The 14,040-nt window shown below is 43.1% G+C and carries 12 protein-coding genes; 9 read left to right on the top strand and 3 right to left on the bottom strand.

The genetic code is table 11. The features are described from left to right. Positions 1-71: 71 nt before the first annotated feature. The 3 genes from ACOQOE_RS10705 to ACOQOE_RS10695 all read right to left on the bottom strand — a co-directional run bounded on the left by ACOQOE_RS10705 (position 72) and on the right by ACOQOE_RS10695 (position 3,455). Positions 72-995, bottom strand: a complete 924-nt coding sequence (locus tag ACOQOE_RS10705) for a catechol 2,3-dioxygenase (RefSeq protein ID WP_339892667.1) — start codon at positions 993-995, stop codon at positions 72-74. 23 nt (positions 996-1,018) lie between these two features. Continuing rightward, positions 1,019-1,339, bottom strand: a complete 321-nt coding sequence (locus ACOQOE_RS10700) for a 2Fe-2S iron-sulfur cluster-binding protein (protein WP_067867344.1) — start codon at positions 1,337-1,339, stop codon at positions 1,019-1,021. A gap of 424 nt (positions 1,340-1,763) precedes the next feature. Beyond that, positions 1,764-3,455: a sigma-54-dependent Fis family transcriptional regulator gene (locus tag ACOQOE_RS10695; RefSeq protein WP_067867347.1), complete on the bottom strand. Its 1,692-nt coding sequence runs from the start codon at positions 3,453-3,455 to the stop codon at positions 1,764-1,766. Between the two features lie 501 nt (positions 3,456-3,956). Here ACOQOE_RS10695 and ACOQOE_RS10690 point away from each other — a divergent pair. The 9 genes from ACOQOE_RS10690 (at position 3,957) to ACOQOE_RS10650 (ending at position 14,032) form a co-directional block, all read left to right on the top strand. Then, entirely contained in the window at positions 3,957-4,262 is a 306-nt protein-coding gene (locus ACOQOE_RS10690) for a phenol hydroxylase subunit (RefSeq protein WP_067867350.1), read from the top strand. A 31-nt stretch (positions 4,263-4,293) separates the two neighbouring features. Beyond that, the gene (locus ACOQOE_RS10685) at positions 4,294-5,280 is read left to right on the top strand and encodes an aromatic/alkene monooxygenase hydroxylase subunit beta (protein ID WP_420553956.1); all 987 of its coding nucleotides are present in this window, start codon (positions 4,294-4,296) and stop codon (positions 5,278-5,280) included. Between the two features lie 14 nt (positions 5,281-5,294). Beyond that, entirely contained in the window at positions 5,295-5,564 is a 270-nt protein-coding gene (locus tag ACOQOE_RS10680) for an MmoB/DmpM family protein (RefSeq protein WP_067867357.1), read from the top strand. A gap of 16 nt (positions 5,565-5,580) precedes the next feature. Beyond that, on the top strand, positions 5,581-7,080 hold the full coding sequence (locus ACOQOE_RS10675) for an aromatic/alkene/methane monooxygenase hydroxylase/oxygenase subunit alpha (RefSeq protein ID WP_067867360.1): 1,500 nt from the start codon (positions 5,581-5,583) through the stop codon (positions 7,078-7,080). A 73-nt stretch (positions 7,081-7,153) separates the two neighbouring features. After that, positions 7,154-7,516, top strand: coding sequence for a phenol hydroxylase subunit P4 (locus ACOQOE_RS10670; RefSeq protein WP_067867365.1), 363 nt, complete (start codon positions 7,154-7,156; stop codon positions 7,514-7,516). Between the two features lie 24 nt (positions 7,517-7,540). Beyond that, positions 7,541-8,602 (top strand): NADH:ubiquinone reductase (Na(+)-transporting) subunit F, encoded by a 1,062-nt coding sequence (locus tag ACOQOE_RS10665; protein WP_067867368.1) that lies wholly within the window; start codon positions 7,541-7,543, stop codon positions 8,600-8,602. A gap of 314 nt (positions 8,603-8,916) precedes the next feature. Continuing rightward, a complete protein-coding gene (locus ACOQOE_RS10660) occupies positions 8,917-9,939 on the top strand; it encodes a WD40/YVTN/BNR-like repeat-containing protein (RefSeq protein ID WP_082792426.1) in 1,023 nt (340 codons plus the stop codon). 11 nt (positions 9,940-9,950) lie between these two features. After that, positions 9,951-12,341: an efflux RND transporter permease subunit gene (locus ACOQOE_RS10655; RefSeq protein WP_420553955.1), complete on the top strand. Its 2,391-nt coding sequence runs from the start codon at positions 9,951-9,953 to the stop codon at positions 12,339-12,341. An 80-nt stretch (positions 12,342-12,421) separates the two neighbouring features. Further along, positions 12,422-14,032 (top strand): DUF1302 family protein, encoded by a 1,611-nt coding sequence (locus ACOQOE_RS10650; RefSeq protein ID WP_067867374.1) that lies wholly within the window; start codon positions 12,422-12,424, stop codon positions 14,030-14,032. Positions 14,033-14,040 lie beyond the last annotated feature (8 nt).

The raw sequence follows: 14,040 nt of genomic DNA, 5'->3' as shown, positions 1-14,040 counted from the left end.
AGGATTCAGTGGTTGATACTGATTGAGTAATGGCAGCTTCTAATTGAGACATTAAAAGCTGCACCTTATGCTTACGTTAAAACAGTTAGGAATCGCTCATTGAGGACACGATCATGGTAGAAAATCGCTTTACCTAATTGTTCCTCTTGCCATGTAATCGTGGGGTGATCTGGATAGTGGTAATCACCACCACAAAATACTTCAGTGCGATTTCCGCTAGGATCAAAGAAATAGATGGTTTTGCCGTGCGTTAGGCCATGCCGTGTCGGTCCAATATCGATAGATACATCTCGCATTGAGATGAGATCCGCTGCACGTAAAACATCATCCCAAGTTTCTAGCAGGAAGGAGGCATGGTGGAATTTACCCAGTTCTGGGCATTCAATAAATGCGACGTCATGGGCTTTAGAGCTGCAGGTTAAGAAGCTGGCTATTCTTGTTCCATCGGCGGTTAGTACTTGTTCAGCAAGATCAAAGCCCAGAATATCAGTGAAGATCTCTGTGCTTCCGTCTATATTGGGTCCATAAAGGAGGGCATGATCAAAACGTACCGCCTTCATGCCTTTTAGACCTTCAGGCCAGGCTTCTGGGTTTACAGGATTAATACCCCATTTACCGGTTTGCTCTTTGGTTGCGTATAGCTCAAATGTGTGACCTGTCGGGGTATCAAACTGCACGCGACGACCACAGTCTTTTAGGTCTCCTGCCGGAATATCTTCAACATTACAGCCATACTTAATAAGCTCTGATCGTAGGCTATCGACGGTGGCTTCGTCGATACATTTAAAGGCAAAGAAGTCTAAACCGGGCTCATCTGCTTCACGTAGGACAACTGAAAATTTATCTATTTCAGACCAGGCTTTTAAATAGACGCGCCCCTGATCATCGCGATCCATCTCTATAAGACCTACCAGATCTCGGTAATGGGTAAGTGCCTCTTCCATATCGAGTACGCGTATTTGAACATGCCCTGGACGCATAACACCTTTTTTCATGAAACTATCCTCAATTATTATTTTTAAACGATTATTTGTTTCGGATCGGGTGAGTGAATAACCTCTATCTCAAGATCGCTGGTTGGAAAAATACGACAGGCAAGGACAAATCCATCCTGTAACTCTTTATCCGTTATATGCGCTTTGCTCATTTTTTTACTTGAGAAAGAGCCATTCACAACTCTTATTTTGCAGACCCCGCAGCCTCCGCCACGGCAGCCCACATTGATACAGTGTGAATTAATTGTTTCCATACCAATCAATAAGCTGATCTCGCTAGGGCATAGAAACTCTTGCCCTTGGTTAATTACCTGAATCTTATGTTTAGTTATTGTTTGACTCATGTATCAGTCTCTAACTACTACTGCATTACAGTTTCATACGTGCAGACACTACCAAGCAATCGATATGCCATTGTGGATATTTTTTTGATTCTTTTATTTTAAAATTATGAAAAATAAGGAAAAATTTGTTAATTTTTTATAAAGGCTCTGATCAAAAAGGTATACTTGGGTAAGGGCTAAGATTATCAAATGATTAAATGATGACTCGGTGTGTGACGAGTTGATTAAATGGAACTGTAGATTTAATGACCGCGGAAATTACTGCAGATATGCCGGTTTATTACTTTTTAGAGGTTAGCGCTAACGCTATAGTTCATAATCACACAAGCGTCGGATAGGGGCTCAGTCGAACCCGTTATATAGGCCTATATTAGGGATGATGGGTTCTGGACGGAGAGACGTTTGTCTAAAGCTGATTTTGCTATTATTTTTTGAGTCGATAGGCCATTTGCGGGCGGGTTATACCTAGAATGCGAGCAGCTTGGGTGATATTTCCATCGGCTTTTTCCATAGCACGCTCAAGTACCTGTTGTTCAAAGTGAGCTAGATCAAAATTATGATTAAGGAGTTGATCGATCACTGTATCTTTAGATGCATCGTCACTTTCTAAGCTACTCAATTCCCCTGTTTTGCTAATAATATTCAGAGGGTGAGTTGGCTCTGAAAGAGAGGGGAAAAATGAACTCATATCGATACTACGATTATTATCGGTAAGAATAATACCGCGCTCAATCATGTTTTCTAGTTCACGAATATTGCCAGGCCATTTGTAGTGCATCAGTGCTTGTAATGCTTTCTCTGATACACCGAGTGTCTGTTTGTTGTATTTAGCGTGATACTTTTCAAGAAAGTGATCGACTAAAAGGGAGATATCCTCGGATCGCTCTCTTAGTGGGGGGATTAAGACAGGGTAAACATTCAGACGGTAGTATAAATCTTCACGAAACTTACCTGCTTTCACAGCATCAATTAGATTCTCATTTGTCGCTGCAACAATACGAACATCAATTTTACGTAATTGATTATCGCCTACACGTTCCAGCTCTCCTTCTTGGAGTACGCGCAATAGGGTGGCTTGTGCTCTAGGGCTTAATTCAGCCACTTCATCAAGAAAAATTGTGCCAGTATTTGCTCTTTCAAATTTACCTTCTCGAGACTCGGTTGCACCGGTATAAGCGCCTTTCCTAACACCAAAAAGTTCAGCTTCAATAAGATCTGGCGGAATGCACGCACAATTGATTGCAATAAAGGGGTTGTTAGAGCGTTGACTACTTTGATGCAGTGCGCGTGCGACTACCTCCTTACCCACGCCCGTCTCGCCTTGAAGGAGGACTGTGACAGTACTATCTGAGGCGCGTTGAATCAGGTGGCAGACATGTTTAAATGCCTCTGACTGTCCTACTGAGTTGAATAATATTTCATCTGAAGGGAATCGGTGAGCTTGGAAGTTTTCTTTTAATGTGCTGACCTCATAACGTAGGGCAAAAAGCTCATCGGCGATAGGGTCGGGTAGTAGGCAACGTTCTAGCTCCTCTTGATCTTCCCATTCAGAGGCCGGTTTACCAACGATTTTACAGTGATCGGCGCCAGTACCAGCACACTGAGTTTCTTTAAAGATGATTTTGTGGCCCATATAGTATGTGGAGAAACCACTAGCGTAACCGAGCAAGGTCCAGCAGATTGGATCTTCAGATACACCAAACTCATGTATATGCAGATCGGCTTCGTAAGAATCATACCAATTAAATTCGGCATAGAACTGTTTGTCGGGAAGGTCAAATTCGAGTGCGACAGGTTCGACGCGTACCATACCTTTTATACCATGAAGCTGAGGGCCGACAAGGAACGCTTCGGATTTAGTGATTTCTGGGCGAACCTTATGTGCTAGTTCAGCATCTTTCATTCCGCTGTTATAGCCAAAACGCATCAAAAAACCTCTGGCGCGTTCTATGCCTAGGGAGGCGACTAATTCTGTGCGTAAAGAGCCCATAACAGCAGAATGAATAAGGAGCATTCTCTGCTCATCTAACCAGATTTTTCCATTTTCGTGGTCAAACTGTATTTGAGAAATAAGATCTTCAGGCGTAGGAAACTGCAATGCCGGTTGTTCGCTCATTCAAGGACTCGCTATATTTATTTTTTTTATATGCTGCTAGCTATATTTAGGGTGACTTTAAATAATGAATACTAATTCTTTTAGTTTGTCCCCTAATACATTAGATACCCAGATCGCATCGCTAAGTGGTATGAAGTAATAAGAACCTTTATTTATAAAGCGTTTTACTTAGCGGGTGTTAAGCAAGAAACATGCACAATCCGCAAAGCAGCGTTTACCTCTTTCAGCCCTGAGAGGTTGTTTATATGTCTCATCATTTCATCACTATTTCATACTAGCCTAACCATTTCGTCACCCTTTAGATAGAGGGAGTCGTATAAATAATTCGTCGTAAAGTCAGTCTATTTTTATTTGTTCGGGCTTCGGCTTTGTTTATAAAAAGCTATATATATCAATTGGTTATGTTTTTTAATTTGCCTTTGTTTTTGTTTTTGCTTCCGGTTCTGGCACAGCCTTTGCTGATAGCTGTTCGACTATGGCCCAAAAGGTGATTGAAACAAAATGAAAAAAGCAGATCTAGATGTGAACAGTCAACAGAACAACGCTTCGTTTGAAGAGTTAGTGAAGTATGTTCGTGTTCGCAGCGCTGAAGGTGCTCGATTTGTGGAGTTTGATTTTGCCATCGGTGACCCGAGTCTGTTTGTTGAATTAGTGATGCCTCAAGGGGCGTTCGAACACTTTTGTTCACACAACAATGTAGTTCATATGACAACAGAACAGACCCAAGCCATTGATGCTGAAATGGATAAATGGCGCTATGGCGAAGAAACGCTAATGGCCCGTAATCACAATCGCACAACCAAATAACAATAAACTCGTTTTGCTGGGGCACAACCGCATGACTATTGAAATAAAAACAGCAACCCTTGAACCCGTCCGAAATACGTTTGCGCATATAGAGCGTCGATTCGGTGATAAGCCCGCTACACGTTATCAGGAGGCAACCTATGATGTGCAATCGGAAAAGTACTTCCATTATCGTCCGCTTTGGCAACCGGATAAGGAGCTGAATGACCCAAGTCGTACCGCTATAAAAATGAAAGATTGGTATGCATTTAAAGACCCACGCCAATTTTATTATGGTGCGTATGTTCAACAGCGCGCAAAAATGCAGGAAGCGGCTGAAAACAACTATGCCTTTTTTGAAAAACGTAATTTAGTTGCGTTGCTGCCTGAAGGCATGAAAGAAAATATCATTAAATACCTCGTCCCGCTTCGCCATGTAGAACATGGTGCGAATCTCAATAATATGTACGCTTGTGCATACGGTTTTGGCACCGCAATTACTCAGGCGTGTCTGTATAACGGAATGGACCGCTTAGGTATTGCTCAATATCTCTCACGTATTGGTTTAATCATTGATGGAAATACAGGGGATTCATTAACTGAAGCTAAAGTCGCTTGGTTGAATGATCCTATTTGGCAGGGTGTGAGAGCACTGGTTGAAGAGTTGTCGGTGACTGAAGATTGGTTTGAAGTTTTAGTTGCCCAAGATGTTGTGCTGGATTGCTTAATGCATGAGCTAATTTATGTCCAGTTTGATCAATGGCTTCAAGAGAATGGTGCTCAAGATATCGGCATGTTGACTGACTTTATGCAAGCTTGGTCAAAAGATACGAATCGCTGGATAGACGCAACACTAAAGATTGCGGCAACTGAATCGAATGAGAATAGAGCGCTGCTAGAAAAGTGGGTTCTTCATTGGAAGCAAGTCATAACTAAAGCATTGGCACCATTGGCTGCAGACATGCTAAACGACGACGCGTTGGCATTAGCCGAGTCTGTACTTGATAAACGCTTACAGAAAGCAGGTTTGTTCAAATAATAAGGGTGTTAAGCATGTCAAAAGTTTATATCGCATTACAGGATAATGATGAGTCTCGTTATATCGTAGAAGCCATTGAAGAAGATAACCCTGAAGCAACGGTTATTCATATGCCGGCGATGATTCGAATTGAAATGGAAGGTCGATTGACGGTTTTAAAGGAAACCGTAGAGGAGAAGATGGGGCGTGATTGGGATATTCAGGAGTTGCATCTAAATCTCATTACGCTAGGTGGCAACGTTGAAGAAGATGATGACAGCTTAAGTCTTCATTGGAATGAATAAAAAGAAGGTTTGAATCATGGCTAAGAAACTAAATATAAAAGATAAATATCGCCTGCTAACCCGTGATCTTGATTGGGAATACTCTTATGTGGATAAAAAGGATGCTTTCCCATTTGAAGAATTTGAAGGTATCAAAATTACAGATTGGTCGAAATGGGAAGACCCATTTCGCTTAACAATGGATTCCTATTGGAAGTATCAAGCGGAAAAAGAGAAAAAACTTTATGCAATATTTGATGCATTTTCACAAAATCACGGTCATTTAAACGTATCAGACCCGCGTTATGTAAATGCACTTAAGTTGTTTTTAACCGGCGTTTCTCCGCTTGAATATCAAGCCTACCAAGGCTTTGCTCATGTAGGTCGTCAGTTTGGTGGTGTAGGTGCGCGTGTTGCTTGTCAGATGCAAGCGATTGATGAATTGCGTCATGTACAGACACAGATTCACGCGATGAGCCATTACAACAAGTATTTTGATGGCTTCCAAGATTATAGCCATATGCATGACCGTGTTTGGTACTTGTCTGTACCGAAATCTTTCTTTAATGATGCTCGTGCAGCTGGACCATTTGAGTTTATGGTCGCGATAGGTTTCTCATTTGAGTACGTATTAACCAATCTGTTGTTCGTACCTTTCATGTCAGGTGCGGCTCATAACGGTGATATGGCCACTGTTACCTTTGGTTTTTCTGCTCAGTCAGATGAAGCACGTCACATGACCTTAGGTCTTGAAGTTATCAAATTCTTATTGGAACAGCATGAAGATAACGTACCGATTGTCCAGAAATGGATTGATAAATGGTTCTGGCGTGGTACGCGTCTATTAACACTAGTGGCGATGATGATGGATTACATGTTGCCAAATAAAGTGATGTCTTGGAAAGAGGCGTGGGAAGTCTACTTCGAAGAGGCGGGTGGCGCGTTATTTAAAGATCTCGCACGCTATGGCATCAAAATGCCTAAATATGCGGAAACCATTGAGAAAGAAAAAGAGCATGTGTCTCATCAGGCATGGTGGATCTTCTATACCCACGGTCATGCTGCAGGCTTCCATACGTGGATTCCATCAGATGAAGAGTTGGATTGGTTATCTGAAAAGTACCCAGATACGTTTGATAAGTACTACCGTCCTCGCTGGGAGCTAGCTAAAGAGATGGAAGCTAAGGGGGAACGTTTCTATACCAAAGCGCTGCCTCAGCTTTGTACGACGTGCCAGATCCCTATGGGCTTTACTGAGATGGATGATCCTACCCAAGTGTGCTATCGCGATTCAGTTTATAACGGCGACCGTTATCATTTCTGCTCCGATGGCTGTAAAGAAATTTTTGATGATGAACCTGAAAAATATGTCCAGTCATGGTTACCGGTTCATCAAATATTCCAAGGTAACTGTGGCGGTCCGGATGTCGAGAATGTGTTAAGCGATTTCTATCGGATGAATTTAGGTGAAGACAACATGGATATGAAAGGCTCACCGGATGAGAAGCGCTGGAAGCAGTGGAAAGGTGTTGCCTGATTAGGCAACAAAATAATTAAACGATCGATAGTCCCTGACAAGAGGGGCTATCGTATTGATCGGGAGAATAATAATGCCTATACATGCCATAACACCTGAATACAAAGGCGAAGTATTAGATAAATTTGAAAATTTTAACGGCAACCAAGTTGTTTATGTAGGTTGGGATCATCATTTGATGTTTTGCGCAGCATTTGCATACCCTTTGCCCCCTGAAATGCTATTTAGAACCCTGTTAGACGATGTAATACCTGAAGCATTTAGCCTTCATCCTGAGTTTTCTAAAATTAATTGGGATAAAGCAGAATGGTTATTAGATGGTCAGCCATTTATTCCTCAACTCAATGCATCATTAATAGATCAAGGGATTGGTCATAAATCATTATTACGTTTCCAAACGCCCGAACTAAAAGGCGTTCAGGAAGCGGGTATCTAAAGCCAGTTTATAAGGTGGAATACTATGACTTATGAAGTAGTTGTTGAGCCGACAGGTGATGTGATTGAGGTGGAAGAGGGCCAGACTATATTAGATGCAGCGCTAAGGCAGGGGGTTTGGCTGCCTTTTGCCTGCGGTCATGGCACTTGTGCAACCTGTAAGTGTCAAGTAACCGAAGGTGATGTGGATCTTGGTAATGCATCGCCCTTCGCGTTGATGGATATAGAGCGAGAAGAGGGGAAAATCTTAGTTTGTTGTGCAACACCTGAATCAGATTTAGTGATTGAAGCTGATATAGATGTTGATGAAGATTTTGAGGGTTTTCCTGTTAAGGACTTTATCGGCACCGTTTCGGCAATTAAAGATCTATCACCGACGATTAAAGGTATACATTTTACCCTTGATGATGAGATCGAATTTCAAGCAGGGCAATATATAAACCTGAGCATTCCAGGTGTGGAAGGATCTCGTGCATTTTCTATTGCTAACAAACCTTCTGATAATAAAGTGCTTGAGTTGCATGTGCGCTTAGTTGAAGGAGGCGCGGGTACTACTTATCTACATGAACAGTTGAAGGTGGGTGACACTTTAGAGCTCTCAGGTCCTTATGGTCAGTTCTTTACGCGTTTGTCTGATAGTCAGGATGTGATCTTTATTGCTGGTGGATCAGGCTTGTCGAGCCCACAATCGATGATTTTTGAATTACTAGAGCGTGGCGATAGCCGTGAGATTTATCTCTTCCAAGGCGCACGCAATGTTGCGGAGCTTTATAACAGAGCTATTTTCGAAAACTTAGCAAAAGAGCATAGTAATTTTCATTATATTCCAGCGCTGAATGCGCCAGAGCCTGATGATGATTGGCAAGGCTTTACGGGCTTTGTTCATGATGCTGCAGATGCGCATTTCAATAGCCGTTTTGATGGTCATAAAGCTTACCTTTGTGGTCCACCTCCTATGATCAATGCCGCGATTACAACGTTGATGCAAGGGCGTTTATTTGAGCGAGATATCCATATGGAACGTTTTCTAACGGCTGCAGATGAGTCTGAAGATCAATCTAGGTCTGCTTTATTTAAGCGAATCTAAACGTTGTTTCTCCTCTCTTCTTAAACCAGCGAATGCTGGTTTTTTTATTTCTTAAGTTTAGTTAGATCTTTGCCATTGATTTAGAGTCAGCCATTAATTATTTGATTACCCCTTTTGACATCATTTGATTATTTGGTGAATGAGGAGATTTGTTAAGTCGAAGATTATGTTGAGATAATCTTATAGGTTATGCCTAACCTACTGAATTTTAAGTATTTTATTTCCTCATCAATAAGCTGGCACGGTGGTTGCTGTATTCTAGTCGTCGAGGTGTATATGCACCTATAAATACAGTTTTTGGTGATGTGAATAAAATGACGTCAATAATTAAAAAAAGATACGTCGATAATCTTAACTTTTATAAATCGTCAGGGCCGACCTTAGCGAAGCTTGAAACAACAGGGCTAGCGCTGGTCATTTCTCTATCTTTAGTGGGCTGTGAAGCACCACTTAATCTTGAAGGGGTTGAAGCCGAGAAACAAAAGCAAGTTCGCCGTACAGATCAGCTTCAGGGCATTGCTGCCAATGCTACAACGCTAGTAGTCGTTGGTTCGGATGGTCTTGTTCTAACCAGTCCTCTAGATCAACTATCTTGGACCCGTCATCAACTTGATGATGCACCAGCGCTCGTTGATGTGGCTGTCTGTCCAGATGAAAGCTTTGTTGCGCTAAGTATCGACAAGAAAGCTTGGTTTAGCCGTGACAGTGGTGCTACATGGCAATCGAAAAAACTCCCCACCGCGGAAGACCTTCTTGATCTAACTTGCGCACCTGATAACAGTATTTGGGTCGTAGGTAGCTTTTCTACTGTCCTTAATTCTACCGATAAAGGTGAATCATGGCATGAGACGACTTTAAACGAAGATGCCATGTTGACGGGTATTCAGTTTGTCGATCAAAACACGGTCTTTATCAGTGGTGAGTTTGGTTTAGTTAGTCGTAGTGATGATGCTGGCATGAGCTGGAATACACCGGAGATGATTCCCAATGACTTCTATACCCATGCGGCTCATTTTACCTCAGCCTCAGAGGGTTGGGTCGGTGGCTTAAGTGGCCAGATTCTTTATACCGAGGATGGAGGGATTAGCTGGGAAAAACAACTAACGCCGACTGAATCACCTATTTATGGTTTTTATTCTGTAGGGGAAAAGCTCTTTGCTTTTGGCGATCACTCAACGCTATTGAGTTTTACCGGTCAGGATTGGGCCGAAATAGATACCCATGGTCGTCCGGTGTATTTGCGTGATGTCACACAACTTAAGTCGGGGAATTTCCTCTTAGCCGGAGGCTCTGGGTCTCTGTTTTCTTTAGCTATCCAACCTACATCTGGTAAGTAGAGGCCTTTATCATGGATAAGCAGTCCACTAAGGCTCATAAAGCCACCCATTTTTTACATAACTTGGATGAGATTGTCTTTTCTTATCCTAAGTTAATTCTAAGTTGTATTTTGCTGGTGACGCTCTTTTTCGCGTACCAGATTCCGAGTGTAAAAATGTACTCGGATTTTGCTGACCTGCTGCCGCAGGAACACACTTACATAGAACTTCACAACGAGATTAAGGAGTCCTTTGGGGGCGCCAATGTTGTGATTGTTGGGGTGGAAGTGGAAGAAGGAGATATCTTCAGTAATGCTGCTCTCGAAAAGATCCATCGTGTAACTCAAGCTGTAGATAGCTTACCTGGTGTTAACCATAACCTTGTTGCCAGTGTAACTCACCGTAACTCCCGTAAAGTGTGGATGACGCCGGAAGGGAATGTGAACTCTGAGTCCTATTATGATCCTCAGGGTGGTGAAATGAATGTGGAAGCCCTGTCGGTACTGCGTTCTGATGTGTTGGCTGATCCTAGGGTGTATGGCCCCTTAGTCTCGCCAGATATGAAAATGGCGCTGGTTAAAGCGCAGCTCAATGAAGGCCAGTTGGATTACGTTAAAACCTTTAATGAGATCCAAAGCTTACGTGATGCGGAAAACGCCGAGGGCTTTAAGATCCATGTGACTGGCCAGCCTATGCTTGTGGGTTGGGCGTATCAGTACTTAGATCAGATCATAGAGATCTTCCTGTTTACCGCGCTGATTATGGTGTCGCTATTGATCTTTTACTTCCGTAAAGCCTACGGGGTACTGATTCCTTTAGCCGCGGTGATCGTCTCCTCTATTTGGGGGATCGGTATTATTTCGCTGTTTGGGTATAACCTCGATCCATTAGGACTGGTGATCCCATTCCTTATTTCTGCCCGTGCTATGTCGCATGGTATTCAGATTGTCGAGCGCTACTATCAAGAGTTGAATGACCATTCAGATCATCATGTGGCAGCACGTAGTACATTTGAGAATCTATTTCGTCCTGGGAGCTTAGGTGTTGTCTCTGATGCGATAGGGTTGTTGCTTATTGCGATTGGTTCTATTCCGCTGAATACTAAATTGGCCCATTACGCGTCCCTCTGGGCGCTATGCATTATTATTACCGTATTGCTGGCGGTACCTCTTTTACTCTCAATTCTTCCAAAGCCTAAAAACACTGAAGTTAAACACAACATATTTCGTAATGTTGGCTTTGCCTGTGCGGAGATTATTAGCGATAAGCGCTCAGCAAAGAATGCTTTATGGATAGCGGCTTTCTTCCTTGTAGGAGGCTGGTATTTCTCCTCTAAGGTTGTGATTGGTGAGTCTGAGCCGGGATCGCCGATTCTCTATCAAGATCATGATTACAACGTGTCCTCAAAAGCCATCAATGACAGTTTCCCAGGCTCAGAGGAGCTTTACATTGTGGCCGAGACCTCAGAGAAGGGCGGTATTAAACGTCCAGAAGTGCTGAAAGCGTTAAGTGAGCTTGAAAATCACATGATGCTTGATCCTGAGGTTGGTGGGGCGAAAGGGATTCCTGATTTAGTAAAACAGGTTAACCGTTTACTGCACAATGATGATCCCCGTTGGGCTCAGATTCCCGCGGATTCACGGTACGTAGGTGGACTTATGTTTACCTATATGATGTCGAGCCCAATCCCTGGCGCATTGAATGAGTTTGTCGATACCGATGAACGTATTGCTAACTTGGTGTTTTATTACAAAGATCACCAAGGGGAAACGATCCGCCGTGCGATCCATACGGCTAAAGAGTGGATTAGCGCGAATGAAGGCAAAGTTGAAGGGCTAACCATTCGCCTCGCTGGCGGCACCATTGGTGTAACTGCGGCGATGAATGAAGCGGCCTATGAAACCAACCTATGGGTTTTACCTTTAGTCTTTATCCTGATCTTTGTGATGGTGATGTTCTTTTACCAATCATTAGCCGCTGGCACGATGATGTTTATGGCGATGCTATTCGCTACCACTTTGACCTATGCCTACATGGGTGTGACTCAAATGGGTATCAATATCAATACTGTGCCGATCATTGCGGTGGGTGTCGGTGTAGGTATCGATTACTCAATCTACATGATGGATCGCATTCGCTCCGAGATGGTGAAGCTGCAAGATTTAAATGTAGCGGTGAGAGAGGCGATCCGAACCACAGGGCTAGCAATCAGCTTTACGGCCATTACCTTAATGGCGGGCATCGTGATGTGGGTGCTGTTATCTGACCTACGCTTCCAATCGGATGCAGCGTTACTGCTGATGGTTATGGTTGTACTTAATGGCGCTGCGGCCATGTTACTGGTGCCGAGTTGGGTGCTGGTCTTTAAACCTAAATTTATCTGCAAGGCTTACCAAGATGAGGATGGTGTACTTCATTCGTGAAGGCCGTTTCATTGGTCAGCGTTGGAGAAAATACTCGCTGGATTGAAAACCTAAAATAAAAAACCTGAAGGGGTTTAGTGATGACAAAAAAAATAAAAACACTTAACAAAGTAGCCATTGGGGTGGCTACAGCGATAGCAATGAGCTATGGCCCAACCGTGTCTGCGGGAGAAACGCAATGGTCCGGTTATGTTGAGAATGCTACCTATTTTCGCGATAAAAAAGGGCTGTCTAAATTTCGAAATACGGCACAAGCGGAGTTTTATAAACCTGTCGAGTCAGATGGTTGGAGCAATGTCAGCATCAACGGTGTGCTGCGTGCTACCTATGATGGGGTATACGACTTAAATGATGGAGAGTTTGGCAAGAATGCAGGTGAAAACTACTTAGGTGAAAACTGGCATGATAATAATACGGCCTCTTCATCGGCAGTATTAAATCCTGGTGTTGCTTTCCCTTGCGAAAATGACCCTGCCTTATGTAACAACCTCGATGGTTACATGGATCAAGATGAGAATGACGCTAAGTTCTCAGACTTTAACGATGAACTAGATTTTATTCGTGAGCTTTATATTACTGCGGATAAGCAGCTTGCTAATGGTGATATTTTCAATGTGACCTTTGGCAAGCAACAGGTTGTATGGGGTAAAACCGACCTGTTCCGTGTTTTAGATGTGGTCAATCCAGTGGACTACTCGCGTCACAATATTTATGACGAGCTTGAAGACATCCGTATTCCTCAGTGGATGTTAACGGCTGAATGGCGTATGGGTGCCAACACCATTTTTGATGATCAGAACCTACAGCTTATCTGGAACATTGATAAGTTCCGTCCTCATAACTTAGGGACCTGTGGTCAGTCCTACAAAATGGTTGATGCCGGCTGTTTCTTTGCCTCGTCCATTCAAGGCGGTGGTCCTTACGTTATCAACGATGTTGAAGAGTATGACTGGAACCTTAAAAACACTCAGTTTGGTGTGAAATGGGAAGGGGTATATGGCGATGCAACGTTCTCACTTAATGCTTTGCATTACCGTCAGCAACTGCCTTCTATTCATGCGCTAGGTGCGCCAGGCAATAACTTCGGCTTGTTCGATATACACTTCCCGCGCGTTACATTGCTAGGTGGTGCGATTGATTATTACTCCATGAATATGGATGCCACATGGCGTTTAGAAGTGGCCTATACCGAAGGGGAAGAGCAGCCAAGAGACACAAACGGTTATAAAGAAACCGATATGCTGCGGTATGTTATTGGGTTTGATAAAAACAAGATCATACCTTCTTTAGGGACACGTAGTGCCTTCCTGATCTCAGCCCAATTATTTGGTGAGCATATTCTCGATCATGAAGTGGATATGCCAAACGACGAAGATAACTGGATCGCTACAGGCTTATTTAAAGGCTTCTACATGAATAACCGCCTTAGCCCTCAGATTATTGTAGCCCATGATTTTGCTGCAAAAGCGACCGCTATTGCACCAAGTATCTCGTTTACACCGGACAACCACTGGATGTTTAACCTTGCCTTGAATGTGAAAACTGGGGGTGATGAAACGTTCCCTTGGAGTGCAACAGGGGGTGAAGCAGGTGGTGGTCAAACGGAGCCTTTAGCTCGTTTCTTAAATGGCCCGATCGGTGTAGCTAATCAGGAAGACGAAATCCAGTTTACGGTTCGTTACAGCTTCTAATTACGACA

Origin of the sequence: Neptuniibacter marinus, assembly GCF_965223595.1 — a bacterium.
Taxonomy (GTDB): Bacteria; Pseudomonadota; Gammaproteobacteria; order Pseudomonadales; family Balneatricaceae; genus Neptuniibacter; species Neptuniibacter marinus.
The sequence above is the reverse complement of the archived record's forward strand: the minus strand, read 5'-3'. Positions and strand labels throughout refer to the sequence as shown.

Excerpts from the sequence above, each read along its gene's own strand:
- ACOQOE_RS10705 (WP_339892667.1), bottom strand. The coding sequence starts at position 995 with ATGAAAAAAGGTGTTATGCGTCCAGGGCATGTTCAAATACGCGTACTC.
- ACOQOE_RS10700 (WP_067867344.1), bottom strand. The coding sequence starts at position 1,339 with ATGAGTCAAACAATAACTAAACATAAGATTCAGGTAATTAACCAAGGG.
- ACOQOE_RS10695 (WP_067867347.1), bottom strand. The coding sequence starts at position 3,455 with ATGAGCGAACAACCGGCATTGCAGTTTCCTACGCCTGAAGATCTTATT.
- ACOQOE_RS10690 (WP_067867350.1), top strand. The coding sequence starts at position 3,957 with ATGAAAAAAGCAGATCTAGATGTGAACAGTCAACAGAACAACGCTTCG.
- ACOQOE_RS10685 (WP_420553956.1), top strand. The coding sequence starts at position 4,294 with ATGACTATTGAAATAAAAACAGCAACCCTTGAACCCGTCCGAAATACG.
- ACOQOE_RS10680 (WP_067867357.1), top strand. The coding sequence starts at position 5,295 with ATGTCAAAAGTTTATATCGCATTACAGGATAATGATGAGTCTCGTTAT.
- ACOQOE_RS10675 (WP_067867360.1), top strand. The coding sequence starts at position 5,581 with ATGGCTAAGAAACTAAATATAAAAGATAAATATCGCCTGCTAACCCGT.
- ACOQOE_RS10670 (WP_067867365.1), top strand. The coding sequence starts at position 7,154 with ATGCCTATACATGCCATAACACCTGAATACAAAGGCGAAGTATTAGAT.
- ACOQOE_RS10665 (WP_067867368.1), top strand. The coding sequence starts at position 7,541 with ATGACTTATGAAGTAGTTGTTGAGCCGACAGGTGATGTGATTGAGGTG.
- ACOQOE_RS10660 (WP_082792426.1), top strand. The coding sequence starts at position 8,917 with ATGACGTCAATAATTAAAAAAAGATACGTCGATAATCTTAACTTTTAT.
- ACOQOE_RS10655 (WP_420553955.1), top strand. The coding sequence starts at position 9,951 with ATGGATAAGCAGTCCACTAAGGCTCATAAAGCCACCCATTTTTTACAT.
- ACOQOE_RS10650 (WP_067867374.1), top strand. The coding sequence starts at position 12,422 with ATGACAAAAAAAATAAAAACACTTAACAAAGTAGCCATTGGGGTGGCT.